26 protein-coding genes and 1 riboswitch are annotated in these 24,701 nt (G+C 63.9%); of the genes, 11 read left to right on the top strand and 15 right to left on the bottom strand.

Annotation, left to right across the window (positions count from 1 at the left end):
* The first annotated feature begins 7 nt into the window (after positions 1-7).
* Positions 8-367, top strand: a complete 360-nt coding sequence (locus tag DW352_RS19750; RefSeq protein WP_115692937.1) for a hypothetical protein — start codon at positions 8-10, stop codon at positions 365-367.
* A 373-nt stretch (positions 368-740) separates the two neighbouring features.
* On the opposite strand, the gene DW352_RS19745 is transcribed toward DW352_RS19750, so the two are convergent.
* The 3 genes from DW352_RS19745 to leuB all read right to left on the bottom strand — a co-directional run bounded on the left by DW352_RS19745 (position 741) and on the right by leuB (position 5,313).
* A complete protein-coding gene (locus DW352_RS19745) occupies positions 741-1,826 on the bottom strand; it encodes a ribonucleotide-diphosphate reductase subunit beta (RefSeq protein WP_162827073.1) in 1,086 nt (361 codons plus the stop codon).
* Positions 1,817-3,775: a ribonucleoside-diphosphate reductase subunit alpha gene (locus DW352_RS19740; protein WP_115692935.1), complete on the bottom strand. Its 1,959-nt coding sequence runs from the start codon at positions 3,773-3,775 to the stop codon at positions 1,817-1,819. The genes DW352_RS19745 and DW352_RS19740 overlap by 10 nt, the downstream gene beginning before the upstream one ends.
* A 107-nt stretch (positions 3,776-3,882) precedes the next feature.
* Positions 3,883-4,112, bottom strand: a riboswitch (cobalamin riboswitch).
* An 88-nt stretch (positions 4,113-4,200) separates the two neighbouring features.
* Positions 4,201-5,313 carry a 3-isopropylmalate dehydrogenase gene (gene leuB / locus DW352_RS19735; RefSeq protein WP_115692934.1) on the bottom strand — a complete coding sequence of 371 codons (1,113 nt, stop codon included), beginning with the start codon at positions 5,311-5,313 and terminating at the stop codon, positions 4,201-4,203.
* A gap of 155 nt (positions 5,314-5,468) precedes the next feature.
* Here leuB and DW352_RS19730 point away from each other — a divergent pair, with 155 nt between their 5' ends.
* The gene (locus DW352_RS19730) at positions 5,469-6,734 is read left to right on the top strand and encodes an NAD(P)/FAD-dependent oxidoreductase (protein ID WP_115692933.1); all 1,266 of its coding nucleotides are present in this window, start codon (positions 5,469-5,471) and stop codon (positions 6,732-6,734) included.
* A 12-nt stretch (positions 6,735-6,746) separates the two neighbouring features.
* On the opposite strand, the gene mctP is transcribed toward DW352_RS19730, so the two are convergent.
* From mctP to DW352_RS19695, 7 genes are all read right to left on the bottom strand, one after another.
* Positions 6,747-8,294, bottom strand: coding sequence for a monocarboxylate uptake permease MctP (mctP, locus tag DW352_RS19725; RefSeq protein WP_210209862.1), 1,548 nt, complete (start codon positions 8,292-8,294; stop codon positions 6,747-6,749).
* 42 nt (positions 8,295-8,336) lie between these two features.
* Positions 8,337-8,543, bottom strand: coding sequence for a DUF3311 domain-containing protein (locus DW352_RS19720; protein ID WP_115694507.1), 207 nt, complete (start codon positions 8,541-8,543; stop codon positions 8,337-8,339).
* A gap of 249 nt (positions 8,544-8,792) precedes the next feature.
* Positions 8,793-9,566, bottom strand: a complete 774-nt coding sequence (locus DW352_RS19715) for a molybdopterin-dependent oxidoreductase (RefSeq protein WP_115692932.1) — start codon at positions 9,564-9,566, stop codon at positions 8,793-8,795.
* A 10-nt stretch (positions 9,567-9,576) separates the two neighbouring features.
* Positions 9,577-10,197, bottom strand: coding sequence for a cytochrome b/b6 domain-containing protein (locus tag DW352_RS19710; protein WP_115692931.1), 621 nt, complete (start codon positions 10,195-10,197; stop codon positions 9,577-9,579).
* Between the two features lie 81 nt (positions 10,198-10,278).
* On the bottom strand, positions 10,279-10,515 hold the full coding sequence (locus DW352_RS19705; protein ID WP_115692930.1) for a pentapeptide MXKDX repeat protein: 237 nt from the start codon (positions 10,513-10,515) through the stop codon (positions 10,279-10,281).
* A gap of 73 nt (positions 10,516-10,588) precedes the next feature.
* A complete protein-coding gene (locus DW352_RS19700; protein WP_115694506.1) occupies positions 10,589-11,257 on the bottom strand; it encodes an NrsF family protein in 669 nt (222 codons plus the stop codon).
* Entirely contained in the window at positions 11,254-11,958 is a 705-nt protein-coding gene (locus tag DW352_RS19695; protein WP_245434191.1) for an RNA polymerase sigma factor, read from the bottom strand. The genes DW352_RS19700 and DW352_RS19695 overlap by 4 nt, the downstream gene beginning before the upstream one ends.
* 169 nt (positions 11,959-12,127) lie before the next feature.
* On the opposite strand from DW352_RS19695, the gene DW352_RS19690 reads away from it, so the two are divergent.
* The gene (locus tag DW352_RS19690) at positions 12,128-13,180 is read left to right on the top strand and encodes a MaoC family dehydratase (RefSeq protein WP_115692928.1); all 1,053 of its coding nucleotides are present in this window, start codon (positions 12,128-12,130) and stop codon (positions 13,178-13,180) included.
* 21 nt (positions 13,181-13,201) lie between these two features.
* Here DW352_RS19690 and DW352_RS19685 read toward each other — a convergent pair whose 3' ends face one another.
* The gene (locus DW352_RS19685) at positions 13,202-14,089 is read right to left on the bottom strand and encodes a LysR family transcriptional regulator (RefSeq protein ID WP_115692927.1); all 888 of its coding nucleotides are present in this window, start codon (positions 14,087-14,089) and stop codon (positions 13,202-13,204) included.
* A 222-nt stretch (positions 14,090-14,311) separates the two neighbouring features.
* Here DW352_RS19685 and sdhC point away from each other — a divergent pair, with 222 nt between their 5' ends.
* The 6 genes from sdhC (at position 14,312) to DW352_RS19655 (ending at position 20,215) form a co-directional block, all read left to right on the top strand.
* Positions 14,312-14,740: a succinate dehydrogenase, cytochrome b556 subunit gene (sdhC, locus tag DW352_RS19680; protein WP_115692926.1), complete on the top strand. Its 429-nt coding sequence runs from the start codon at positions 14,312-14,314 to the stop codon at positions 14,738-14,740.
* Positions 14,737-15,135, top strand: a complete 399-nt coding sequence (gene sdhD / locus DW352_RS19675; RefSeq protein ID WP_115692925.1) for a succinate dehydrogenase, hydrophobic membrane anchor protein — start codon at positions 14,737-14,739, stop codon at positions 15,133-15,135. The genes sdhC and sdhD overlap by 4 nt, the downstream gene beginning before the upstream one ends.
* A 3-nt stretch (positions 15,136-15,138) precedes the next feature.
* Positions 15,139-16,971, top strand: a complete 1,833-nt coding sequence (sdhA, locus tag DW352_RS19670) for a succinate dehydrogenase flavoprotein subunit (protein ID WP_115692924.1) — start codon at positions 15,139-15,141, stop codon at positions 16,969-16,971.
* A 24-nt stretch (positions 16,972-16,995) separates the two neighbouring features.
* Entirely contained in the window at positions 16,996-17,781 is a 786-nt protein-coding gene (locus tag DW352_RS19665; RefSeq protein WP_115692923.1) for a succinate dehydrogenase iron-sulfur subunit, read from the top strand.
* A 184-nt stretch (positions 17,782-17,965) separates the two neighbouring features.
* Positions 17,966-18,946, top strand: coding sequence for a Bug family tripartite tricarboxylate transporter substrate binding protein (locus DW352_RS19660; protein ID WP_162827072.1), 981 nt, complete (start codon positions 17,966-17,968; stop codon positions 18,944-18,946).
* A gap of 147 nt (positions 18,947-19,093) precedes the next feature.
* The gene (locus DW352_RS19655; RefSeq protein WP_162827071.1) at positions 19,094-20,215 is read left to right on the top strand and encodes a M48 family metallopeptidase; all 1,122 of its coding nucleotides are present in this window, start codon (positions 19,094-19,096) and stop codon (positions 20,213-20,215) included.
* Positions 20,216-20,224: 9 nt separating this feature from the next.
* On the opposite strand, the gene DW352_RS19650 is transcribed toward DW352_RS19655, so the two are convergent.
* The gene (locus tag DW352_RS19650; protein ID WP_115692920.1) at positions 20,225-21,139 is read right to left on the bottom strand and encodes a LysR family transcriptional regulator; all 915 of its coding nucleotides are present in this window, start codon (positions 21,137-21,139) and stop codon (positions 20,225-20,227) included.
* A 132-nt stretch (positions 21,140-21,271) separates the two neighbouring features.
* On the opposite strand from DW352_RS19650, the gene DW352_RS19645 reads away from it, so the two are divergent.
* Both DW352_RS19645 and DW352_RS19640 read left to right on the top strand, forming a co-directional pair.
* Positions 21,272-21,508, top strand: coding sequence for a hypothetical protein (locus DW352_RS19645; RefSeq protein ID WP_162827070.1), 237 nt, complete (start codon positions 21,272-21,274; stop codon positions 21,506-21,508).
* Positions 21,509-21,558: 50 nt separating this feature from the next.
* The gene (locus DW352_RS19640) at positions 21,559-21,792 is read left to right on the top strand and encodes a hypothetical protein (protein ID WP_115692918.1); all 234 of its coding nucleotides are present in this window, start codon (positions 21,559-21,561) and stop codon (positions 21,790-21,792) included.
* Between the two features lie 84 nt (positions 21,793-21,876).
* On the opposite strand, the gene DW352_RS19635 is transcribed toward DW352_RS19640, so the two are convergent.
* The 3 genes from DW352_RS19635 to DW352_RS19625 form a co-directional block, all read right to left on the bottom strand.
* The gene (locus DW352_RS19635) at positions 21,877-22,290 is read right to left on the bottom strand and encodes a hypothetical protein (RefSeq protein WP_115692917.1); all 414 of its coding nucleotides are present in this window, start codon (positions 22,288-22,290) and stop codon (positions 21,877-21,879) included.
* Positions 22,291-22,304: 14 nt separating this feature from the next.
* Complete coding sequence (locus tag DW352_RS19630) at positions 22,305-23,549, bottom strand: argininosuccinate synthase (RefSeq protein WP_115692916.1); 1,245 nt, start codon at positions 23,547-23,549, stop codon at positions 22,305-22,307.
* Between the two features lie 683 nt (positions 23,550-24,232).
* Entirely contained in the window at positions 24,233-24,550 is a 318-nt protein-coding gene (locus DW352_RS19625) for a hypothetical protein (protein ID WP_115692915.1), read from the bottom strand.
* Positions 24,551-24,701: the final 151 nt, after the last annotated feature.

Here is a 24,701-nt window from a genome sequence, read left to right as displayed (position 1 = left end):
GGACACCATGCGCTTGAAAGTTTTCGCCACCGCCACCGCTCTCATCGTCGCCGCCGGCCTGCTGGCGACGGCGGCCGATGCCGCCCCGAAGAAGCGGAAAGTGGTGTATTCGAACCCCAACCGCACCGTGGTGGTCACCCGCGGCGAAGATGGTCGTACGCGCACCCGCGTGATCGTGGAAAAGCGCTCTTATCTCGACCCCGGCACCGAGACCTTCCCGGGCGAGCCCGGCAATTTCGGCTACGCCATCACGCCGACCCACCGGGCCAGCGGCATCCAGGACAACACCAGCTTCGGCATCAACCAGAGCGCCCTGCCCGGCCCGTTCGACCTGCCGAGCCGCAACAATCCCTGGCTGCAGTACTGAGTTCTTGCCAGCGGTTCAGATACAAACGCGGCCCTCGGGGGCCGCGTTTTTTGTTTCGGGGTGCCTCAATCCATTCGCCGCTCATTCCCGCGAAAGCGGGAGTCCAGCAGGCCTTAGCAGACTTGCGGCGCCGCGCTGGGTCCCCGCTGTCGCGGGGACGAACGGAGCGCGAGAAGCCGTCATCCGCTGAGGTGCGAGCCGCCATCAGCGCGTTCACGCCCGTCTTCGACGCGCTATGGCGGCGTGCCTCGAAGGACGACGGCGGGCATATGCTCCATTCATCCTTCGAGAGCTTCGCATCGCAGCCAAGTTTACGCAGGCTGCGCCTGCTATGGCGAAGCCACCTCAGGATGACGGGTTCGATGCTGCGCTCTCACCGCGCCGCGACGCGATCGAATTGCGACCAGACTCCATCCTCGCCGTCCCACGAGCCGCGGCTGGCGCCCTTGGAATATTCCGTCGCGCGCTGCTCGAAGAAATTAGCGTGCTCGACCCCGTTGAGGATCTCGACCAGCCAGGGCAGCGGATGCGGCTTGACCTGGTTGTAGCCGCCCTCGGTCATCTCGAAATAGCCGAAGGTCGTCGGCAGCTTGAGCTGTGTTAGCCGCCAATCGGCGACGTACCGGACGTAAGCGTGAATGTCCGCCGGCGTCATGCCGTCGATGCCGCCCAAGCCGAAGGCGAGGTCGACGAAGCGCTCCTCGAGACCGACCATTGTCTTGGCCACGTCGACGATATCGTCGCGCACCGCGCGCGTGACCGCGCCTGTTTCTCGATTCCATTCGTGAAACAGACGGATGATGCCCTCGCAATGCAGGCTCTCGTCGCGCACCGACCAGCTGACGATCTGGCCCATGCCGTTCATCTTGTTCTGGCGCGGGAAGTTCAGCAGCATCGCGAAGCTCGCGAACAAAGCCATGCCTTCGGTGAAGGCGCCGAACATCGCCAGCGTGCGCGCGACATCGGCGACGGTATCGACGCCGAACTCGTGCATGTAATCGGCCTTGGCGCGCATCTCCGAGTAGTCGCGGAACGCCTCGAACTCGGTCTTCGGCATGCCGAGCGTCTTGAGCAGCAACGCATAGGCGTCGATGTGCACCGTCTCCATGTTGGTGAAGGCGGCCATCATCATCTGCACGGCGAGCGGCTGGAAGATCGGGATATAGCGCTTGAGGTAGTTGTCGCCGACCTCGATGTCCGACTGCGTGAAGAAGCGGAAGATCTGCGTCAGCAGCGCGCGTTCGTTCGGCGTGACGCGGTCGGACGCCCAATCCTTGAGGTCGGAGCCGAGCGGCACCTCCTCCCCCATCCAATGCGTCTGCTGCTGCCGCTTCCAGAACTCATAGGCCCAGGCGTAGCGGTCGACGTCGTAGGTGCCCGTCGTCTCGAGCAATCCGACGCGACCGGTGCCGATGAGAACACGCGGATCGAAGGCGGTCAGGTCGACCGTTACTGACATGCAAGACACTCCTCGTAGTCGGTCGGCGCCGACGCTTTCAATCCCTCGTCCGGCTTTGCCTTGTCGCCGAGCTTGCCGGCGAAGGCCGCGCGTGAAATCGACTTGGAGCGGCAGTAATAAAGGCTCTTGATGCCACGCTTCCACGCCGACCAGTGCAGCATGTGCAGGTCCCATTTATCGATGTCGGCCGGCAGATAGAGGTTGATCGACTGGCTCTGGCAGATGAACGGGGCGCGATCGGCGGCCAGCTCGATGATCCAGCGCTGGTCGATCTCGAAGGCGGTGCGGTAGATCGCCTTCTCGTGCTCGCTCAGCATGTCGAGATGCGCGACCGAGCCCTCGTGTTCGATGATCGATTGCCAGACCTCCGCCGTGTCGGCGCCTTTCGAGGCGAGCAGCTTGGCGAGATAGGGATTGCGTACCGAGATGGCACCGGACAACGTCTTGTGCGTGTAGATGTTGGCCGGGATCGGCTCGACGCAGGCGCTGGTGCCGCCGCAGATGATGCTGATCGAGGCGGTCGGCGCGATCGCCAGCTTGTGCGAGAACCGCGCCATCACGCCGCGTTCGAGCGCGTCCGGGCACGGGCCGCGCTCCTGCGCCAAAGCGACCGACGCCGCGTCCGAGTCGCGGCGGATCTTGCGGAACATCTTCATGTTCCACGACTTCGCCATCGCGCTTTCGAACGGGATGCCCTTCGACTGCAAGAATGAGTGGAAGCCCATGATGCCGAGGCCGACCGAGCGCTCGCGCAACGCGGCGTAACGCGCGCGCTTCATGCCCTCCGGCGCCACCTCGATGAAGTGCGTCAGCACATTGTCGAGGAATCGCAGCACGTCCTCGATGAAGCCGGGCTCCTCCGCCCACTCGTCCCAGGTTTCGACATTGAGCGACGACAGGCAGCACACCGCGGTGCGTTCCTCGTCGCGATGATCCTTGCCGGTCGGCAGCGTGATTTCGCTGCACAGGTTGGAGGTCGAGACCTTCAAGCCCAACTCGCGCTGATGCTTGGGCAGCGAGCGGTTCACCGCATCGATGAACAGCAGATACGGCTCGCCGGTCTGCAAGCGCGTTTCTAGGATGCGCTGCCAGAGCTGGCGCGCATCGACTTCGCGCATCACGGCGTTGGTCTTCGGGCTGCGCAGCGCGAACTTGGTGCCGTCCTTCACCGCCTCCATGAAGGCATCGGTGATGTTGATGCCGTGATGCAGGTTCAGCCCCTTGCGGTTGAAGTCGCCGGAGGCTTTGCGGATTTCGAGGAACTCCTCGATCTCCGGATGGTGGATGTCGAGATAGACCGCCGCCGAGCCGCGGCGCAGCGAGCCCTGGCTGATGGCGAGCGTGAGGCCGTCCATCACATGGATGAAAGGGATGATGCCCGACGTCTGCCCGGTCTTCACCTGCTCGCCGATCGAGCGCACCTGACCCCAATAGGTGCCGATGCCGCCACCGTTGGAGGCAAGCCACACGTTCTCGTTCCAAGTCGTGACAATGCCGTCGAGCGAATCCGGCACCGCGTTGAGAAAGCAGGAGATCGGCAAACCGCGCGTCGTGCCGCCGTTCGACAGAACCGGCGTCGCCGGCATGAACCACAGCCGCGACATCGCATCGTAAAGCCGTTGCGCGTGATCGACATCGTCGGCGAAGGCGCAGGAGACACGCGCGAACATGTCCTGGAAGCTCTCGCCCGGCATCAGATAGCGGTCGGTCAGCGTCAGCTTGCCGAAGGTCGTGAGCAGGTCGTCGCGGCTGCGATCGAGCGTGAGATCGGCGGGCTTGGGTCTCGGCGCGAGCGGATACGGCAATGGCGCCTGATGCGGCCGCGGTTGCGGCGTCGGCACGACGCGCAGCTCCGGTGCGGCGCGCGTGGGCGCGGGCGACGGTTTCGATGCCGCCGGCTTCGGCTGCACCAGTTGTCCGGTCTGATCGAAGTCGAAGCTGAAGGCCATCAGCAACCCCGTGATGTTGGGGCGGAAGGCGCAAGGAGGAGGCTTGTCAGGAAACCGCGCAGGCGCGCGGTGAGCCGCAAGCGACCGCCGGGGCACCCCGCCCGAGGACGTATTCATCGCTCACGGCAGGTCTCCTGGCTCGCGGGTCGCTGCGATCGTCATGTCTTCCCGGCGCGCTCGCACCAGTGACTTCATGACCGAGGTCATATGACGATCGCTCGCCGCTTACAGTTGCGGGGGCAGCCCCGGCCTTGCCATTGCTGGCGCACCGGGTTCCCTCTTAGCTCTCCACTCTACAATATGTAGAGACAGAAAGACCGTGACGCCTACATATGGCGCCACGGCCCCTCGATTCGTCAAGCGCGTTGTGGTGATGGCAGCCCCCGCTGCGAACTGCGGGGAAAACTTCTCAACCGAGCAAGGTGCTACGCCGCCAGCTTCTCCAGCTCTTCGATGATCGCCGAGCCCATCTCCTCCGTGCCGACGGTCTTCATGCCCGCCGAGGCGATGTCGCCGGTGCGCAGGCCCTTGCCGAGCGTCGCCGCGATAGCCTGATCGATCATGTCGGCTTCCTTGCCCATATCGAACGAGTAGCGCAGCGCCATGCCGAAGGACGCGATCATCGCGATCGGGTTGGCGACGCCCTTGCCGGCGATGTCCGGCGCCGAGCCGTGCACGGGCTCGTAGAGCGCCTTGCGCTTCTGCGTCTTCGGATCGACCTCGCCGAGCGACGCGGAAGCCAGCATGCCGAGCGAGCCGGTGAGCATCGCCGCGATATCCGACAAGAGGTCGCCGAACAGATTGTCGGTGACGATAACGTCGAACTGCTTCGGGTTCTTCACGAGCTGCATGCCGCCGGAATCGGCGAGCTGGTGCTCGAGCGTCACGTCCTTGAACTCGCGGTCGTGCGTCTGCTGCACGACTTCCTTCCACAGCACGCCCGTCTTCATGACGTTGTGCTTTTCCATCGACGTCACCTTGTTGCGCCGCTTGCGCGCGAGCTCGAAAGCGACGCGCGAGATGCGCTCGATCTCGTAGGTGTCGTAAACCTGCGTGTCGACCGCCCGCTTCTGGCCGTTGCCGAGATCGGTGATCGTCTTCGGCTCGCCGAAATAAACGCCGCCGGTGAGCTCGCGCAAAATCATGATGTCGAGCCCTTCGACCAGCTCGCGCTTGAGCGCGGAGGCGTCGGCCAGCGCCGGATAGGTCACCGCCGGGCGCAAATTGGCGTAGAGCGCGAGATCCTTGCGCAGGCGCAGCAGGCCGGCCTCCGGGCGCGCCTCGTACGGCACCTTGTCCCACTTCGGCCCGCCGACCGCGCCGAAGATCACGGCGTCCGCGGCCTTGGCCTTCTCCATCGTCTCGTCGGTGATCGACACCTGATGGGCGTCGTAGCAGGAGCCGCCGACCAGCCCCTCGTCATAGGTAAAGCGGTTCGGGCCCTTTTTATTGAGGAATTCGATGATCCGCTTCACCTCGGCCATCACTTCAGGACCGATGCCGTCGCCGGGGAGAAGAAGAAGGTTGTAGGTTGCCATGGGGGCCTCGTGTGAGCGTTTCCTCCGTCATGGCGGGTATTCCTGCCACGACGCCAGCTAAGGCACGGATTGCTAAAGCCTCGCTTCTACCTTGGCAACTGCTCCGGCCGCCCCGACATTGAGGGTAAGGCCTGCGTCAAACGGATGGGTGTGAGATGGCCCTCAGCGTCCCGAGAATCGTCGTCGTGGGTGCCGGCTTCGGCGGATTGGAAGCCGCCAAGGCGTTGGACCGCGCGGCCGCCGAGGTGACCGTCATCGACCGGCACAACCATCACTGCTTCCAGCCGCTGCTCTATCAGGTCGCCACAGCGGCGTTGTCGCCGGCCGATGTCGCTTGGCCGATCCGCCACATCCTGCGGGACCAGCGCAACGCCACGGTGCTGATGGAAGAGGTCGTCGCGGTCGACGCCGCGCGCAAATACATCCGCACCACCATGAACGAGATCCCGTACGACTATCTCGTGCTCGCCACCGGCGCGACCCACTCCTACTTCGGCCACGACGAATGGGCGCCGGTCGCGCCCGGCCTCAAGCGTATCGAGGACGCCACGCGAATCCGCCGCAGCATCCTCATCGCCTTCGAGCGGGCCGAGGCGATGGCCGATCGTGCCGCACAAAATCGCCTGCTCACGTTCGTCATCGTCGGCGGCGGCGCAACCGGCGTCGAAATGGCCGGCGCGATTGCCGACATCGCGCGACAAACGCTCGCCGCCGACTTCCGCAATATCGATCCGCGCGCGGCGCGCATCGTGCTGATCGAAGCGGGGCCGCGCCTGCTGCCGGCGTTTCCGCCCGACATGTCCGACTATGTCCGCGCGACGCTCATGAAGGCCGGCGTCGACGTACGCACGGATACGATGGTCACGAAATGCGACGAGGGCGGTGTCGATACCAATGCCGGCCGCATCGATGCCGGCACCGTCATCTGGGCCGCGGGCGTAGTCGCGTCCCCCGCCGCCCGCTGGCTCGGCGTCGAAGCGGACCGCGCGGGGCGCGTGAAAGTCGGGCCCGATCTGTCGCTGCCGGACCATCCGGAAATTTTCGTCATCGGCGACACCGCGGCGGTATTCGCCAGCGACGGACATCCGGTGCCCGGCATCGCACCGGCCGCCAAGCAGATGGGACACTATGTCGGCACGCTCATCGCGGCGCGCGTCGCAGGTCAGTCAGGCGGCAAGCCGTTCCGCTATCGCCATCTCGGCGATCTCGCCACCATCGGCCGCCGCGCCGCGGTGGTGAAATTCGGCCGCCTGCAATTGAAGGGCTTCGTCGGCTGGGTGTTCTGGAGCGTCGCGCACATCTATTTCCTGATCGGCCTGCGCTACCGCTTCATGGTCGCCTTCACCTGGTTCTGGGACTACCTCACCTTCCAACGCGGCGCGCGGCTCATCACCGGGTCCGAGCAGCCGCGGCAGAAGTAGCGAGCACCACGGTCAGGCGACGTAATCGGCCTCCGCCGTCTGGTCCGCCGCGTTGCGCGCGGCGGCGATGGCATTGAAAACCGGCGTCAGCACAACGGCGATCAGCAAGTTGAGCACGACCGTGTAAAGCGCCGTGTAGCCGGGCAGCGAGAAGCCGGCGATGACCAGCGGATAAGTCGGCGTCAAACCGGTTGCCGCCGCCATGATGGTGCCGAGCGCGATGCCGACCGCCCAACCAACCAGCAGCGCCCACGAATTGAACCAGCGCGTGAAGGCGCCGAGCATCACCGCCGGCAAGGTATGGATAATCCAGATGCCGCCGAGCAATTGCAGATAGATCGCGTATTTCGTCGGGATGAACAGGATGAACACCAGCGCGCCCGCCTTGACGATGAGCGATACCCATTTCGCCATCTGCGTTTCCTGCTCCGGCGTCGGGTTCTTATTGATGAACTCGCGGTGGATGTTGCGGGTGTAGAGGTTTGCCGCGGCGATCGACATGATCGACGCCGGCACCAGGGCGCCAATGGCGATGGCCGCGAAGGCGACGCCGACGAACCACGACGGGAAGGCGTGCAGGAACAGCGCGGGAACCGCGTAGTTGTTGCCGAACTCCTTGAAGCCCTCGGCGAACTGCGGCAGCCCCGCGACGCCGGCGGCGATGGCGAAGAAGCCGAGCAGCGTCAGCAGACCAAGCACGAACGAATAGCCGGGCAACAGCGCCGCATTGCGGCGGATCGCGTGGCCGCTCGAGGCGCTGAGGATGCCGGTGATCGAGTGCGGATAGAGGAACAGCGCCAGCGCCGAGCCGAGCGCGAGCGTGGCATAGGCGCCGTACGCGCCGGTCGAGTTCGGGCCCGGCATGGCGAGCAGGAGCTTCTCCGGCGGCACCGCCGAGAACACCTTGCCAAAGCCGCCGATCTCGATCGGGATGATGATGATCGCGGCGAAGACCGTAATGTAGATCAGGATGTCCTTGACGATGGCAATAGAAGCCGGCGCGCGCAGGCCGCTGGTGTAGGTGAAGGCCGCAAGGATGAGGAAGGCGATGATCAGCGGCAGTTCGCCCAGGAGGCCGGAGCCGCTGACGCCCATCGCGCCGACGACGACCTGCATGCCGACAAGCTGCAACGCGATGTAGGGCATGGTGGCGACCAGCCCCGTGACCGTGATCGCAAGCGCAAGCCAGCGATTGCCGAAACGACCGCGCACGAAGTCACCGGCGGTGATGTAGCCGTGCTTGTGACAGACACGCCAAATGCGCGGGAAAACGACGAACAGCAGCGGATAGATCAGGATCGTATACGTGATCGCGAAGAAGGCGATGGCGCCAGCACCGAACGCCAAGGCCGGCACGGCGATGAAGGTATAAGCCGTATAGAGATCGCCGCCGATCAGGAACCAGGTGACCATGGTGCCGAAGCGGCGGCCGCCGAGGCCCCATTCATGCAATTGATCGAGATCGCCCTTGCGCCAACGCGCGGCGGCGAAACCAAGCCACGTCACAAACCCGAACAGCAACACGAAGACGGCGAGCGCGACCCAATTAATGTTCTGCAAATCCAAGTTCCTTTTCGAGCGTCGTTCGGGCGCGCAGCGCGTTCATTCTTCGGTCGCGAAATAGACGACAGCGGTCACCACCGCGCCGGCGAGGATCAGCGCGAGTTGAAACCAGTAGAAGAAAGGGATGCCGATCAACGTCGGCTCGATGCGGTTGAAGAACGGCGGCCACAACGATACGCCGCAGAGGAGAATGAAGAGCAGGTACCACCAGCTCCAGAGGCGGCGTTTTGGCTGTTCCCGGTCCATCGCAATCATCCTTGGTCGGAGCGCGAAATATCGTTCGCGCGCGCGATTGGTGCTCGCGCACCGGGCGTCATGCCGGGTGTGGGGCGGGTCGCGCAAGAATTATCGTGCGACCGGATGAGCGGAGATGCAGCAGGGCGCTTGCGGCAACGGCGTGTCGCTCATCGGCGCGCCGGTGTGCTAACGGAAGAGATCGGTTATGACAAGCGATCCGCCCGTCTTCTCATCCTAAAGAACGAGAGCGCGGCGGGATCAAAGCCCCGAGAACCAGTTGTAGCCCTGGTTCTCCCAATAGCCGCCTTTGTCGACGTTGGTGACTTCCATCGCCACCACGTATTTCGGATTCTTGAAGCCGAGCTTGGTGGGGATGCGGATTTTCATCGGAAAGCCGTAGGCGCGCGGCAGGATCTTGTTGTCGAACTTGAACGACATCTGCGTCTGCGGATGCAACGCGGTCGGCATGTCGATGGTGTTGGTATAGCCCTCCGCGCACTGGAACCAGACGTATTTCGCGCGCGTGTCGGCGCCGATGCGTTTCAGGAAGTCGGCGAGCGAAGCGCCCTGCCACGAGCCGATCGCGCTCCAGCCCTCGACGCAGATGTGACGGGTGATCTGCGACACCTCCGGCAGCGCATGAAGCTCCTTCAGCGTCCACGGCTTCTTGTTCTCGACGAGGCCTGAAATCTCGAGCTTGTAGCTGTCGCCGTCGACCACCGGCGCTTCGTCCTCACTATAATAGGCGTTGAACGGGAATGGCCGCGTGATGTCGCTTTCCTTGTAGGTCGGCGCCAGCTTGGTGCGGCTGAACAAAGCCGCCTGCGCGCCGTCGTTGAACTCCGACACCTTGCGCAAGACGCCTTCGGCCGTGTCGCCGTCGACGATGTCGCAACCGGTCAAGAAGGCGAGCGCGCCCAAACTCGCCGCACCACGCAGGAAGCCGCGGCGCGAGGCATCAGGCATCAGCTTGGCGGCGTCCTTGATCAGGAGCTTGGAATCGACGCCGGGAATGATTTTGCGGATACGCATATCGCTTCTCCTACTTGCCGGCGACCATCGCGCGCAGGCTCTTCGGCACCAGCAGCGCGAGCGATACATGAACGACCAGGAAGCCGACGATCGCCGCCATGCAGGCGAAGTGAACATAGCGGGCGACGTCGTAGCCGCCGAACAGCGCGGTCAGTTCCTGGAATTGCACCGGCTTCCAAATCGCGAGACCGGACAACACGATGACCGCGCCCACGAGAAGAATGCCGGCATACAGCAACTTCTGCACGGCGTTGTAATGCGACAGGTCCTCATGGCTGAGCTTGAAGGTCAGCGCCGCCTTGGTATCGGCCAGCACCGCGCCCGGCGAGATGGGCAGCAGCTTGCGGCGGAAGCGGCCGGTAACGAAGCCGAGCGTCACATAGACGAGCCCGTTGACGACCAGCACCCACATCGCCGCGAAATGCCACTGCAACGCACCGCCGAGCCATTGGCCGAGCGCGATCTGCCGCGGGAACGTGAAGCCGAACAACGGTGAAGCATCGTAAATCTGCCAACCGGAGCCGATCATCACCAGGATCGCCACCGCGTTGATCCAATGCGCGATGCGAACCCAGACCGGATGAATGACGGCCGTACGTTCGGTCCTTGTGGCGATCGCCTGCACGCTCATGACGCTCTCTCCGTGACATTCCTTGCGCAGCTACGAGGCGACCGGGCCCGCGGATGCAGCACCCGGCCGCCCCAAGCACGGTTATTTCTTCATGTGGTCCTTGGACATGGAATCCTTGGACATGTTGTCTTTCGACATGGAGTCCTTGGACATCGAATCCTTCGACATCGAGTCCTTCTTCATGTTGTCCTTGGACATGCTGTCCTTGGTCATCGTGTCTTTCTTCATGCTGTCCTGCGCGAAGGCGCCGGGGGCGACGGCGAGCGTGAAGCCAACGGTCGCGGCGGCCAGGGACAGGATGATGCGGGAACGGGTCATGGTTACTCCTCCAGAGGATGTGCGATGACGCCGTTGCGCCATCTCCTCCTCTTCGGTCGCACCCCGCCCGCGGTTACATCGGCCGCGAAAAAATCGGCGCGGCGAACACCCGTCCGCCGAGCACACGGTTAGCGGCGACGACCAGGCCCACGGCGAACGCGTGAACGGCGAGATCGGTTGCCGCCGCATCGAACGGATGGAAGAAATTGAGCAAGGTCGCCGCAGCCGCGGCAACCGCGAGGCCGCCCATCGCCGCGGTTAGTCCCGGCTGCAACGGACAGGCCCGGCGCAGCATCACCAGCATCAACGCCGACAACGGTACCGACAACGCGACGATGAACACGAGGCAGTCCCGCGACTCCCCCATCACCGCGACATGCGTGTCCGGCAATACCCACGAGCGCAGGCAGCCGAAGCCGCTGGCGCCGATCCACAACAACAAGCCCGGCACAGGCAGCCAGGCCCAGTCACGGCGTGCGTCGGGCAGGCTCAGTTCGAAGGCGGCGATACTGGCGAGAACTGCCGTCGCGATCGATCCGATGACGGCGAGCCACATATCGGGCGCCATGGTGATCCGCTCCCACATGGCGTGGAGATCGGCGAAGACGGCAAGCGCTATCGCAACAGCGCCGACGGCGCCGAGCCAGCCGAGCGCCCGCAACGCAGGCGCCGGCAACGGCCGCACCGGCGTCAGGTCGGCGGCGAGACCCTGGATCAGGCGATCGTGGGGCGAGCCGGTCATGGCGTCCACTCCGTTCGCGCGAGCTTGCTACGCAGCGTCTTGAGCGCGCGATGCAAGTTCACTTTCAGCGCCACTTTGGTGCGGCGCGTGGCGATCGCGGCTTCCGTCAGTGTTTGCTCCTGTAGCACCAAGGTCTCGACCGCCTCGCGCTGGCTCGGCGGCAGTCCCGCCAGCGCCTCGCTCACCCGGCCCGAGACCTCCGTCTGCGCGACACCGCGCGCGGGGTCGGCATCTTCGTCGGGATAGGCGTCGAAGGCCAGCGGTGCGTGCACCTCACGCAGATCGTTGCGGCGCGTCCGGCGCAATACATCGATCGCACGGCGCTCGGCGATGACGCGGAGCCAGGCGGTGAACGGACGGGACGGATCGTAGGTATGGCGCGCGCGGTGGATCGTCAGCAACACATCCTGCACGACATCGTCTCGGCGGTCCCGGGGCACACCCTGCCGGCCGGCAATGGCCTTGATCAACGGCACGCAATCGCGCAACAGCGCCTCGTAGGCGGCACGGTCGCCCGCCTGCGCCGCCGCCATCTGAGCTGAACGGCGGAGGTCGTCGGCGTTAAGGGACTGCGTTTCAGCCGTCGTCATGGCACGCCGCGCTCGTGGACTGCGCCCCGACATGTCCGCAAATGGCGCAGGATGCAACGCACACTCGCTACACGGCGCCATCACGTTCGGTTGAAACGCCTGGCCGCTCATACGATCTCCTTCGACCGGCGCAACGCACGGCCGGATTCCCGATGCCTCCTATTCGGTCGATGAGGGCGGCCGGTTACATCGCGTGCCGGGATTTTGGCCTTGCGCAGTAAGGCCGCGGGCCGTGTAAGATGAAAGCATCGGCCAAATCCGCGCAAAACGGCTCTTCCCCATGAATTCCAAGACCAATCCGGACAATTTCTTCGAGGATTTTCGGCTCGGCCAGGAGATCCGCCACGCCACACCGCGAACGGTCACCGTCGGGGACGTCGCGCTTTACAACGCGTTGTTCGGTGGGCGCTTTGCGGTGCAATCCTCCGATGCCTTTGCGCAGGCGACCGGCTATCCGCGCGCGCCGATCGACGACCTGTTGGTGTTCCACATCGTGTTCGGCAAGACGGTGCCGGACATCTCGCTGAACGCGGTGGCCAATCTCGGTTACGCCGACTGCCGTTTCCTCAAGGCGGTGTATCCGGGCGATACGCTCAACGCGGTGTCGGAGGTGATCGGCCTGCGCGAGAATTCAAACCGCAAGAGCGGCATCGTTTACGTGCGCTCGCGTGGTTTCAACCAGCGTGGCGAGGCGGTGCTCGACTACGCACGCTGGGTGATGGTGCGCAAACGTGACGAGAGCGCGCCTTCGCCCGGCGACACGGTGCCGGATCTGCCGAAAGCGGTGGATGCGTCGCTGCTGGGAGCGGCTTGTCCGCCGATCAAGGCGGATGCGTATGACCTCACGCTTTCCGGCAGCCAACATCGTTTCGGCGATTATCAGGTCGGCGAGAAGATCGATCATGTCGACGGCATGACCGTTGAGGAAGCCGAGCATATGATCGCGACGCGCCTCTACCAGAACACGGCCAAGGTGCACTTCAACCAGTTCGCCCAGAGCAAGGACCGCTTCGGCAAACGGTTGATCTACGGCGGCCACGTGATCTCGCTTGCGCGCGCGCTGTCGTTCAATGGACTCGGCAATGCGTTCCATGTCGCGGCCATCAATGGCGGGCGGCACGTCGCACCTTTGTTTGCAGGGCTGACCGTGTTTGCCTGGTCGGAGGTGCTGGCCAAGGCCGACATCCCGGGCCGCAGCGACGTCGGCGCGTTGCGCCTGCGCACGGTGGCGACGAAGGATCGGCCTTGCCCCGATTTTCCGTATAAGTCGGGCGACGACTACGAGCCGGAGGTTATTCTCGACTTGGATTATTGGGTGCTGATGGTGAAGTGAGGCGCTGGCGCGAACACGCCCTCATACACCGGCCCTCAAATGATCCACCAACTGCCGCGCATAAGGCGGCAGCGCCTCGATATCGCGTACGCAGATGGTGAGATCGCGCTGGGCCCATGGGTCGGTCAGCTGGACCGCGCTGATCGCCATGTTGCGCATCGTGCGTTTCACCGTGGTCCCCGGCACAATGCCAACACCGACATTGGCTTCGACCAACCGGCAGATGGCGTCGAAGCTGCGCAACTGAACGCGCAGCTTGATGGCACGGCCGATGCGCGCGGCGCGGTCGGCCAGGAAGCGTTGGATGGCGCTGGCGCGATCGAGCCCGATCATGTCGTAATCGACGACATCGGCGAAGGCGACCCCCTCCGAGCCGGCGAGCGGATGCTGGCTGGACACCACCAGCACGAAACGATCGCTGCGGAACGGAAACGTATGCAGCCCGCCGTAATCGACCGTGCCGGCGACGATCCCGATGTCGCCCGTCCCTTCCGCGATCAAGCCGACGATCTCGTCGGACAGGCGCTCCTCAAGGTCGACGCTGATGTCGGGATGCGACATCAGGAATGAGCTCAAGGTCTCCGGCAGAAATTCAGTGAGCGCATTGGTGTTCGACAGGACACGGACCTGGCCGGCGAGACCGCGAGCGTAAGGCGACAAGTCCTCCTGCATGCGTTCGGTCTGCGCGAGGATACCGCGTGCGTGCTGTAACAACGTGCGGCCGGCCTGCGTCGGCGTCACGCCGCCGCGCCCGCGCACCAGGAGCTCGGTGCCGAAGGCCAGCTCCATCTTGCGGATGCGGGTCGAGGCCGCCGCCAGCGCCAAGTTCGTCCGTGCGGCGCCGTGCGTGATGCTCCCGGCCTCCACGATATGGCGGAAAAGATTCAGATCGGTGAAGTCGTAGCGCACGGAACCCTATCCTTCTTATTTTGCGAAGGCTATCTACGTAAATCACATATTGAACAGACACTTTACACCTTCTATTTTCGTATTTGAAGAAGTTAGAACAATTTCAGTTCGAAGCTGGCTGCGACTTCAACCATTAAGTGCGTTGCGGTCGGCGCTCGCTTTGGCTACCAACCGGCCGCGACCACCGACAGGGATCCGGTGGTGCGGAGTGGGAGATCGACAATGGCCGAGCTTGAGGCGAGCACCACCACGGGAGCGCGCCGAGCGCGCCCCACCTCGCCCCACCTGCAAATCTACAAACCGATGCTCACGATGATGATGTCCATCGTGCATCGCATCACGGGCGCCGGATTGTATTTCGGCACGCTGCTGCTCGCCTGGTGGCTGATCGCAGCGGCTTCCGGGCCCAACGCCTACGCCAATTTCGAATGGTTCATCGGCAGCTTCATCGGCCGCCTGGTGCTGTTCGGGTATACGTGGGCGCTTCTCCACCACATGCTCGGCGGCATCCGCCACCTGATCTGGGACACCGGCCACGGCTTCGAGCCTAACGAACGCGAAATGCTCGCGGTCGCTACCATCGTCGGCTCGGTCGCGCTGACCATTCTGGTGTGGATCGTCGGCTATCTCGCCATGGGAGGCCCGCGATGATCGGCCAGCGTCCAAACGAAATGCGTACTCCGATGCGCCGCGTGCGCGGCCTGGGCGCTGCCCACTCCGGCACGACGGGTTTCTGGCATCAGCGGGTCACCGGCTTCGCCGGCGTGTTCCTCTCCGTCGCGCTGATCGTGATCGTGATCAGTCTTCTCGGCCGCAGTCACGCCGCCGTGGTGCAGATCCTCGGCTCGCCGCTGGTGGCCGTGATCATGTTGTTGTTCATCGTCAATACCGTCTACCACATGTGGATCGGTATGCAGGAAATCATCCTCGACTACGTGCACGAGGATAAGCTGAAGCTCTTGAGCCTGATGGGAAATACCTTCTTCTGCTTCGCCGTCGGCCTCGCCTCTTGCTTCGCCATCCTGAAGCTTTCGTTTGGAGTCTAAGTCATGGCGGGCAATGAAAAAACGAATGGCGGACCGGCAGTAAACGGCCGCGCCTATCCGATCGAAGACCACAGCTACGATGTCGTCGTGGTCGGCGCCGGCGGCTCCGGCCTGCGCGCCGTCGTCGGCTGCTCGGAAGCCGGCTTGCGCACGGCCTGCATCACCAAGGTGTTCCCGACCCGCTCGCACACCGTCGCGGCGCAGGGCGGCATCGCCGCCGCGCTCGGCAATATGAGCGAGGACGACTGGCGCTGGCATATGTACGACACCGTCAAGGGGTCGGACTGGCTCGGCGACCAGGATTCGATCGAGTACATGTGCCGCAACGCGCCGGCTGCCGTGTATGAGCTCGAGCACTGGGGCCTGCCGTTCTCGCGCCGCGAGGAAGACGGCAAGATCTATCAGCGCCCGTTCGGCGGCATGACCACGCATTACGGCAAGGGCACCGCGCAGCGCACCTGCGCCGCGGCGGACCGCACCGGCCACGCGATGCTGCACACGATGTACGGCCAGGCGCTGCGCCATAACGCCGAGTTCTACATCGAATACTTCGCTATCGACCTGATCATGGACAGCGAAGGCCGTTGCCGCGGCGTCATCGCGCTGAACATGGACGACGGCTCGATCCACCGCTTCGCCGCCAACCAGACCATTCTGGCGACCGGCGGCTATGGCCGCGCCTACTTCTCCTGCACCTCCGCGCACATCTGCACCGGCGACGGCGGCGGCATGGTGCTGCGGGCCGGGCTGCCGATGCAGGACATGGAATTCGTTCAATTCCACCCGACCGGTATCTATCCGGCGGGCTGCCTCATCACCGAGGGTTCGCGCGGCGAAGGCGGCTATCTGACCAACTCCGAAGGCGAGCGCTTCATGGAGCGTTACGCGCCGTCGGCCAAGGACCTCGCCTCGCGTGACGTGGTTTCGCGCTCCATGACCCTGGAGATCCGCGAAGGCCGCGGCGTCGGCAAGGACAAGGACCACATCTTCCTGCACCTCGACCATCTCGATCCGAAGGTGCTGCACGAACGCCTGCCAGGCATCTCCGAAACCGCGCGCATCTTCGCCGGCGTCGACGTGACCCGCGAGCCGATCCCGGTGCTGCCGACCGTGCACTACAACATGGGCGGCATCGCCACGAACTATCACGGCGAAGCGGTCACCCTGAAGGACGGCAATCCGGACCAGGTGATCCCCGGTCTGATGGCGCTCGGCGAAGCGGGCTGCGTCTCTGTGCATGGCGCCAACCGCCTCGGCTCCAACTCGCTGATCGACCTCGTGGTGTTCGGCCGCGCCGCCGCGCAGCGTTGCGCCGAGATCCTCAAGCCCGGCGAGAAGCAGCCGGATCTGCCGAAGGACTCGGCCGACCTCGCGCTGTCGCGGCTCGATGGCCGCCGTTACGCGTCCGGCGGCACGCCGACCGCTGAACTGCGTCTCAAGATGCAGCGGGTGATGCAGAACAACTGCGCCGTCTTCCGCACCGGCGACGTGCTGAAGGAAGGCGTCAAGCTCATCCACGACGTCTACGAAGGCATGCCGGATGTGAAGGTCAACGATCGTTCGCTGATCTGGAATTCCGATCTGATCGAGACTCTCGAGTTGGACAACCTGATCGTTCAGGCCCTGGTCACGATGGAGTCGGCCGAGAACCGCACCGAAAGCCGCGGCGGCCATGCGCGTGAGGACTTCCCCGAGCGTGACGACAAGAACTGGATGAAGCACACGCTGGCGTGGGCGGACGAGAAGGGCAACGTGAAGATCGACTACCGCCCCGTCCACACCTACACGCTGACCAACGAAGTCTCGTACATCGAACCGAAAGCGCGCGTTTACTAATCGCGCCAACCCGCGGATCGTCACATGGCTGAATTTACGCTGCCCAAGAACTCCAAGATCACCGAAGGCAAGAAGTGGCCGCACGGCCCGAAGGCCAAGTCCGGTGAAGAGACCGAGTTCCGCGTCTACCGCTGGAATCCGGACGACGGCGCCAATCCGCGCGTCGACACCTATTACGTCGACCGCAACGACTGCGGCCCGATGGTTCTCGACGCGCTCATCTGGATCAAGAACAACATCGATCCGACGCTGACCTTCCGTCGCTCCTGCCGCGAAGGCGTGTGCGGGTCGTGCGCGATGAACATCGACGGCACCAACACCCTCGCCTGCACCAAGGCGACCGACGATGTGAAGGGCACGGTGAAGATCTATCCGCTGCCGCACCAGCCGGTGGTCAAGGATCTGGTACCGGACCTGAAGAACTTCTACGCCCAGTACGCGTCGATCGAGCCGTGGCTGCACACGACGACGGCGACGCCGGAGAAGGAATGGCGCCAGAGCCACGAGGACCGCAACAAGCTCGACGGCATGTACGAGTGCATCCTGTGCGCCTGCTGCTCGACCTCCTGCCCGAGCTACTGGTGGAATTCGGATCGTTATCTCGGCCCGGCCGCACTGTTGCAGGCAAACCGCTGGGTGCAGGACTCGCGCGACGAAGCGACCGGCGAACGCCTCGACAATCTCGAGGATCCGTTCCGCCTCTATCGCTGCCACACCATCATGAACTGCTCGAAGGCCTGCCCGAAGGGCCTCAATCCGGCCAAGCAGATCGCCGAGTTGAAGAAGGCGCTGGTCGACCGGCAAGTCTAAGCCTCGGCAGCATCGTAGAGTTTGCGAATGGCCGGGCGAAAGCCCGGCCATTTTCGTTATGTCGCAATCGGCACGCGTAGCAGCTCCGCTGCGCAACGCGCCCTTGATTGACGGGTCCGCCCTGTCGCAAGCTGCGTCCATAAAACAGGCGGCGAACAAGACCGCCCTCATGGGAGGATCAGCTATGGCGAATGCCGTTCGCAGTTTGCTTTGTTTATCGCTGTTGGCCGGCTTGGTGGCCGGCGCGCCGCAGATCGCATCGGCGCAAAAATATCCCGACCGTCCCGTCCGCATCATTCTGCCGCTCGGCGCCGGCGGCGTTGGCGACATCTCGACACGCATCGTCGCCGACAAGCTGGGCGAAAAGCTCGGCCAGCGTTTCATCGTCGAGAACATGCCCGCGGCCGGTGGCATTGCCGCTGCGAAGGCGGCGATCTCGGCGCCGGCCGATGGCTACACGCTCATCCTGTTCACGGGCGGCGTCTCGAGCTCGGTGCCGCTGTACAAAGACCTCGGCTACGATCCGCTCAAGGATTTCGCCCCGATTTCGTCCATGGGCTATTTCGATTGCCTTGCCGTCTCCAATGGCGAGTCGCAGTACAAGTCCCTGCAGGACTTCCTGAAGGCATCGAAGGAAAAGCCGGGCACGCTCAACGTCGGCGTCATCAGCGGCGGCGGCGTGCAGATGCTGACTGCCAACTATCTCAAACAGACCGCGCAGGCCGACTTCGTCATCGTGCCGTTCAAGACGACGCCGGATGCGATCATCGCACTGCTGCGCAATGACGTGCAGATGGTCATCGACTTCTATGCGGCGCTGAAAGGCGGCATTTCCGACGGCAAATTGCGGCCGATCGCCTGGATGGGCCCGACGCCTTCGCCTGCCTTGCCGGACGTGAAGACGGCCGACCAGCAGGGCGCGAAGGGCCTGCGCGCGCAGTCTTGGAATTCCTACTATGTGAAGGCGGGAACGCCGCCTGCCGTCATCGCCACGATCAACAAGGCGTTGCACGAAGTCGTGGCCGATCCCGGCGTAAAGAAACGCCTGCTCGATCTCGGCATCGACTCGCGCGCCAGCACGCCCGAGCAGATGGACGCGCAGATGCGTGGCGACATCAAACTTTGGACCGACGTCATCGAAAAGGCCGGCATAGAAAAGCGCTAGGCCGAGAACCTACGTTTATTCAGAAGGTTATGAGCGGCGGGCGATACCCCGTCGCTCCGCCCCGGCACAACCGGCGGGCCAGTGCCTACAACTCATGCTTGCCAATAGGATGTAGCTAACGCAAGCTTCGCCCGGGCGGGGAATGAAGTGTTGCGTTGGGGTCGCTGGTCATTGGTGGTCGCGAGCGCGCTCGTTGGCGCGCAGTGCGCCATGCCGATCTCGCGCCTGCCGCAACTGCCGGAAAACGAAATCGACGCCGAACGTCGTATCCAGCAGGTCGCCCAGATGCGCGAATATTACGGACAGCTTCATCGCGTCGACAACGTTGCCTTCCGCATCCGCACCGCCAACATTGCCGATTGCGGCGAGCACGTCGCCGCACAGATCGGGCTCTATGCGACGACGCCGCAGAGCCTGCCGCGGCGCTACCGTTCCTATGCGCGCGAAGCGCTGGGCATGACCTGGTCACGCCCGACCGTCATCTCGGTTTCCGACGGTTCGCCTGCGGCGCAGGCCGGTATCGTCAAAGGCGATGAAATCATATCGCTCAACGGCGAACTCATTGCGGTGACCGGCACCGCCCGATGGCTGCGCAAATGGTTCGCCCGCAATGGCACGAAACCGGTCGAGGCCGTCATCCGCCGCGCGGACGAAGACCAAACCGTTACGGTCACGCCGGTGATGGGCTGCTCTATTCCGATCAATTATGTGACGGCGGAGGAGGCCAATGCGGCGACAGATGGCGAGCAAATTATCATCCAGTCGGGAATGGTCGAGCTCGCCAAGACGGACGCGCAGCTCGCGAGCATCATCGGGCACGAACTGGCGCACGCCAATCTCGGCCATATCGAGAAGCAGCAGATCAACACGCTGATCGGCTTCGCCGGTGGCGTGGCCATCGACGGCGGCTTTGCGCTCGGCGGCATCTCAACCGGCGGCGCCTTCCGCCGCGAGCTCACCAAAGCCGGCGGCCGCGCCTACAGCGTGGCCTTCGAACGCGAAGCGGACTATGTCGGCGCTTACTACATCGCACGCGCCGGCTACGATCTCACGGGCGTCGAGGACCTGTGGCGCTTGATGGCCATGAAGAATCCAAGCGGCATCCAGCTCGCGCGCACACACCCGACGTCGCCGGTTCGTTTCCTGCAGATGCGGAAAGTGGCGGCGGAGATCGCCGACAAGAAGGCGCGCGGCGAACCGCTCACTCCCGATCTGCGCTTCGTGCAGACCGAACAACCGCCGTCGCCGTCGGGCGAATTGATGCGCTAGACCCGCGCCTCAGCGCGGTTTGCCCTTGCCATTCGCCTGCGCGAGCAGCCGATCGATGAACCACCGGCCCGCCGGGCCCGGCGGCGCGTCGGACCGATAGACGGCGGACATTGCCACGGAAAGTCCGCCCGGAGTCCCGTTCTCCAACGTCAGCGGCACGAGCGCGCCACTGGTGAGGTCGGCGCGCGCGATGTGCTCCGGCAACGAGCCCCAACCGAGACCCGCCCGAATGAAAGCGTGCTTGGCGCCGAGATCCGTGACCCGCCAGGTGCGCGGCGACATGACGCCGTAATCGCGGCCGCGCGACAAGGTCGACCGGTCGGACAGAACCATCTGCAGATGCTTGGCCAGTTCGGCTTGCGGGATCGGCGGCGGCACTTGCGCGAGCGGATGCGTCGGCGCCGCCGTCATGATCAGCTTGGCCGGAAACAGATGCTCCGACGTAAACTCCGCCGGGATGAGCGGCACCGCGGCCATGATGCCGAGCTCGCATGAGCCGTCGAGCACAGACTGCGCCACGGCGCCGAGCGCTTCGACTTCGAGACGCAAGGGGGTCTCGGGAAACTTGGCATGGAAGCCGGTGACGGCATCGGTCAATGCCGCGATCGGAAACATCACGTCGACGACCACATTGAGCTGCGGCTCGAGACCTTCGGCGAGGCTCTTGGCGTGCGCCTTGAACAGATCCACGTCGCCCGTGATGGCGCGCGCCAGATCGAGCAAGGCGCGTCCCTGCTCGGTGAGCGTGGGATAGCGGCCCGAGCGATCGAACAGCTTAACCCCAAGCTGCCCTTCGAGATTTGCCAGGGTCTGGCTGATGACCGACTGCGCGCGGCCGAGCCTCCGGCCGGCCGCGGAGAAGCTCCGCTCGTCTGCGGCCGCAATGAAAGTACGAAGCTGATCAAACGTAAGGCCGTCGAGCATATCTGTTTAGCCGATGGATAACATCCAAAGATATAGGCTAACCGAATAAGCCTTCCAGTCCCATATCAGGATCATCGAGGCAGCCAATAACGGCTAACCCTCTGATCTGAATAGATAATGGGAGACAAGACCATGACCAAGACCTACGTCCTCGCTGCCATCCTGGCCGCCACCCTGTCGGGCTCCGCCCTCGCTCAGTCCTACAATCCGGAATTCGGCACCGCCAACGTGACGGCGGAGGTCCAGGCCCCGGTTGCCGACCAGGCGCTGCAGGCTCACGCCGAGGCGATCGATAACCACCGCCATGTGGTGCGTCCGGCCTTCACCGACAATGAGCGGGCCCTCTTCAACCGCATCCGCCCCTACTAACCAAATCCCCCCAACAACGCACGACATCTAGAGACTTACGGAGAAAGACCATGACCAAGACCTATGTCCTTGCGGCCGTCCTGGCTGCCACCCTCTCGGGCTCTGCCCTGGCGCAGTCCTACAATCCTGAATACGGCACCGCCAATGTGACGGCGCAGGTTCAGGCGCCCGTCGACCAGGCTCTCCTGGCACACGCCCAGGTGCTCGACAGCCGCCATCAAGCGGTCCGCCCGGCCTTCACCAAGGATGAGCAAGCGCTCTTCAATCGTATCTCCCGCGAGTGATAAGCGCGCACTCGTCCAAGAAACCGACCGGCACCGCCGGTCGGTTCTCTTTTTTGCGGTGACGGATCGAGGCGTTTCGCGCCGCTAGCTGCAGCTCTTCGCCAGGCAATACTTTTCCAGTTCGGGCCACGGCTTGTAGACGGCGCCCTGGCACTGCCCTTGGTCGGCGGCGATAAGCTGATTGAGCGAACCACCGTAGTAGTAAGCGATGCGCTCTTTCACGCCCTCGTAGTGGCGACTGCCGTTACGGGCGTTGTAACGCACGCACACCGTATAGCGCTGCTCTTTGCCCGCCTGCCGCAAGACCGGATCGGTAATGCCGGCATCCTTCACGTTGGTCGGATCGTCGAGCTTGTTGGTGAGCGTCAGCAGCAGTTCGCGTTGGTAGTCCTTCGGGAAGACGTTCGGATCTTCCGCAGTTTTATTGCTGTCGCTCGAGCACGCAGCGAGCAGAAACCCAAACGACAGCAAGCCCAACACCACGACGCCAGGACGCATCACTTCACCTCGTATTACCCATTCAGCTTCTTATTGCGCTGGCCGAGCGTGCGCAGCCGCAACGCGTTGAGCCGGATGAAGCCTTCGGCATCCTTTTGATCGTAGGCGCCCTTGTCGTCCTCGAAGGTGACGAGCGTCGACGAATAAAGCGAAGCCGGGCTTTCACGGCCGGTGACGATGACGTTGCCCTTGTAGAGCTTGAGCCGCACTTCGCCCTCGACCATCTCTTGCGACTTATCGATCAGCGCCTGCAGCATCTCGCGTTCGGGTGTGAACCAGAAGCCGTTGTAGATCATCTCGGCATAACGCGGCATCAATTCGTCCTTGAGATGGCCGGCGCCGCGGTCGAGCGTGATCGACTCGATGGCACGATGAGCCTGCAGCAGGATGGTGCCGCCGGGGGTCTCGTAGACGCCGCGCGACTTCATGCCGACGAAGCGGTTCTCGACCAGATCGAGCCTGCCGATGCCATTGGCCTTGCCGAGATCGTTGAGCCGCGCGAGCAAGGTCGCCGGCGACATCGCCTCGCCATTGAGGCTCACGGCGTCGCCCTTCTTGAAACCGATGGTGATCTCGGTCGGCTGGTCTGGCGCGTCCATCGGCGAAATGGTGCGCTGATAGACAATGCCCGGCGCTTCCTTGGCCGGATCTTCGAGCACTTTGCCTTCCGACGACGAGTGCAACAGGTTGGCGTCGACCGAGAACGGCGCCTCGCCTTCCTTGTCCTTGGTGATGGTGATCTGGTGATCGCGCGCGAACTTCAGAAGTTCTTCGCGGCCCTTGAAGGTCCACTCGCGCCACGGCGCGATGATCTTGATGGACGGCTCGAGCGCGTAATACGAAAGTTCGAAACGGACCTGGTCGTTACCCTTGCCCGTGGCGCCGTGGCACACGGCGTCGGCGCCGACCTTGCGGGCGATCTCGATCTGCTTCTTGGCGATCAGCGGCCGCGCGATCGACGTGCCGAGCAGGTACTGACCCTCATAGACCGTGTTGGCGCGGAACATCGGATTGACGAAATCGCGGACGAATTCCTCGCGCAGGTCCTCGATGAAGATGTTCTCCGGCTTGATGCCTGCGCGCAGCGCCTTTTCACGGGCCGGGCCGAGCTCCTCGCCCTGGCCGAGATCGGCAGTGAAGGTCACCACCTCGCAGCCATAGGTGGTCTGCAGCCACTTCAGGATGATCGAGGTATCGAGGCCGCCGGAATAGGCCAGCACGACTTTCTTGACGGACTTCTTGGCGTCGCCGTTGGGCATTGAGAACTCTTTCTATCGGGATCTTCCGACCCGGGCAGGCGCCCGGCCGCCGTCGACGGTCAACGGCGCGGTGACCGTGTGTTGAACTCAGGATGGCAGCGGCGGTCAAGGGCTCCGCATGCGCCGCGGATGGGCCGATTGCGCAAAGCTCCGCCGCCGTATTGTTTGGCAGGCGCCGGGTACGCCCTTCCTCCCTTGGCCCTCCCGTCACGGGAGGGAGACGGCGCGCCCTGCGGCGCGACGTTTCTTCGTAAAACCGCGCCTCGTTGCCGAAGCGCGGGCGCCGCAAGGCGCGCCATCGCGGCGGTTTCCAACGGCGGGCCGCGCTTTCAACGGAGGCCCATCCAAAGCGTGTGGGACCTCGGTGTCAGCGAGCTCCTCGCAGGGGGTCCTAGTGCCCCCGGGCGGGATCCGCCGCCGCTCGGGAGCGGAGGTTGCGTAAGGGCCTCCACCCGCGAGCGCCGCATCCGGCTCCGCCAGCATGACGCCTCATGACAGCGCCCTCGGTCGAGCCGGATGCAAGGACGATATTCTTAGCTTGAAGACCAGGCAAGAGGGGATAGGAATATTTTTCGCGGGGTGCCGTCGGCTTGGGGCCGCCATTCGCCGATGCCCGATCCCGGGGCCCGGGCCGGAGCCAGCCTCGCACGCATACCGCCCCGCCGAAAACGGCGCCGGCGCGCCTAGCCCGTCACGTCTCGATAGACGTCCATCTCCGCCGTGCCGGCCAGCATCTGCTTCCAGCCCTGGAGCCAGGTCCGCACCATCGGATCGCTGGCTACTTTCTGGCGGTTCAGCTCGAGTTCGACATCCGCCTCGTATTCGACCTCGACCAGGAGCTGGTTGGGATCGTCGACATTCTGAAGATAGCGGAAGCGGGCACCGCCGAACGCCTTGTAGAACTGTGCTCCGCTGTGCATCAGCGCCAGCATCTGCTGCGGATCGCCCAAAGCCCGGATTTTGATCTGCAACAGGCGGGTCACTTTGGGGGCATCCGGCATGGGCACGTCCTCGGCGGGGTACAGAATCACTCGAGACGCCAGCATCGCGCACAACGAGTCCCGCGTGTAGCCGTAACCCTAAGGATTAGCGTTACCACGCGAACGCTCTGACGCGAGCGGCACGTCACGATACACCATTGCGTGCAAAAAA

It is taken from the genome of Pseudolabrys taiwanensis, assembly GCF_003367395.1.
GTDB lineage: Bacteria > Pseudomonadota > Alphaproteobacteria > Rhizobiales > Xanthobacteraceae > Pseudolabrys > Pseudolabrys taiwanensis.
Note: the sequence above shows the minus strand (reverse complement) of the source record. Positions and strands in the feature narration are given on the sequence as shown.

What these genes read in the sequence shown, in the direction of transcription:
- DW352_RS19750 (WP_115692937.1), top strand. Translation starts at nt 8, where the DNA reads ATGCGCTTGAAAGTTTTCGCCACCGCCACCGCTCTCATCGTCGCCGCC.
- DW352_RS19745 (WP_162827073.1), bottom strand. Translation starts at nt 1,826, where the DNA reads ATGTCAGTAACGGTCGACCTGACCGCCTTCGATCCGCGTGTTCTCATC.
- DW352_RS19740 (WP_115692935.1), bottom strand. Translation starts at nt 3,775, where the DNA reads ATGGCCTTCAGCTTCGACTTCGATCAGACCGGACAACTGGTGCAGCCG.
- leuB (WP_115692934.1), bottom strand. Translation starts at nt 5,313, where the DNA reads ATGGCAACCTACAACCTTCTTCTTCTCCCCGGCGACGGCATCGGTCCT.
- DW352_RS19730 (WP_115692933.1), top strand. Translation starts at nt 5,469, where the DNA reads ATGGCCCTCAGCGTCCCGAGAATCGTCGTCGTGGGTGCCGGCTTCGGC.
- DW352_RS19720 (WP_115694507.1), bottom strand. Translation starts at nt 8,543, where the DNA reads ATGGACCGGGAACAGCCAAAACGCCGCCTCTGGAGCTGGTGGTACCTG.
- DW352_RS19715 (WP_115692932.1), bottom strand. Translation starts at nt 9,566, where the DNA reads ATGCGTATCCGCAAAATCATTCCCGGCGTCGATTCCAAGCTCCTGATC.
- DW352_RS19710 (WP_115692931.1), bottom strand. Translation starts at nt 10,197, where the DNA reads ATGAGCGTGCAGGCGATCGCCACAAGGACCGAACGTACGGCCGTCATT.
- DW352_RS19705 (WP_115692930.1), bottom strand. Translation starts at nt 10,515, where the DNA reads ATGACCCGTTCCCGCATCATCCTGTCCCTGGCCGCCGCGACCGTTGGC.
- DW352_RS19700 (WP_115694506.1), bottom strand. Translation starts at nt 11,257, where the DNA reads ATGACCGGCTCGCCCCACGATCGCCTGATCCAGGGTCTCGCCGCCGAC.
- DW352_RS19695 (WP_245434191.1), bottom strand. Translation starts at nt 11,958, where the DNA reads ATGAGCGGCCAGGCGTTTCAACCGAACGTGATGGCGCCGTGTAGCGAG.
- DW352_RS19690 (WP_115692928.1), top strand. Translation starts at nt 12,128, where the DNA reads ATGAATTCCAAGACCAATCCGGACAATTTCTTCGAGGATTTTCGGCTC.
- sdhC (WP_115692926.1), top strand. Translation starts at nt 14,312, where the DNA reads ATGGCCGAGCTTGAGGCGAGCACCACCACGGGAGCGCGCCGAGCGCGC.
- sdhD (WP_115692925.1), top strand. Translation starts at nt 14,737, where the DNA reads ATGATCGGCCAGCGTCCAAACGAAATGCGTACTCCGATGCGCCGCGTG.
- sdhA (WP_115692924.1), top strand. Translation starts at nt 15,139, where the DNA reads ATGGCGGGCAATGAAAAAACGAATGGCGGACCGGCAGTAAACGGCCGC.
- DW352_RS19665 (WP_115692923.1), top strand. Translation starts at nt 16,996, where the DNA reads ATGGCTGAATTTACGCTGCCCAAGAACTCCAAGATCACCGAAGGCAAG.
- DW352_RS19660 (WP_162827072.1), top strand. Translation starts at nt 17,966, where the DNA reads ATGGCGAATGCCGTTCGCAGTTTGCTTTGTTTATCGCTGTTGGCCGGC.
- DW352_RS19650 (WP_115692920.1), bottom strand. Translation starts at nt 21,139, where the DNA reads ATGCTCGACGGCCTTACGTTTGATCAGCTTCGTACTTTCATTGCGGCC.
- DW352_RS19645 (WP_162827070.1), top strand. Translation starts at nt 21,272, where the DNA reads ATGACCAAGACCTACGTCCTCGCTGCCATCCTGGCCGCCACCCTGTCG.
- DW352_RS19640 (WP_115692918.1), top strand. Translation starts at nt 21,559, where the DNA reads ATGACCAAGACCTATGTCCTTGCGGCCGTCCTGGCTGCCACCCTCTCG.
- DW352_RS19635 (WP_115692917.1), bottom strand. Translation starts at nt 22,290, where the DNA reads ATGCGTCCTGGCGTCGTGGTGTTGGGCTTGCTGTCGTTTGGGTTTCTG.
- DW352_RS19630 (WP_115692916.1), bottom strand. Translation starts at nt 23,549, where the DNA reads ATGCCCAACGGCGACGCCAAGAAGTCCGTCAAGAAAGTCGTGCTGGCC.
- DW352_RS19625 (WP_115692915.1), bottom strand. Translation starts at nt 24,550, where the DNA reads ATGCCGGATGCCCCCAAAGTGACCCGCCTGTTGCAGATCAAAATCCGG.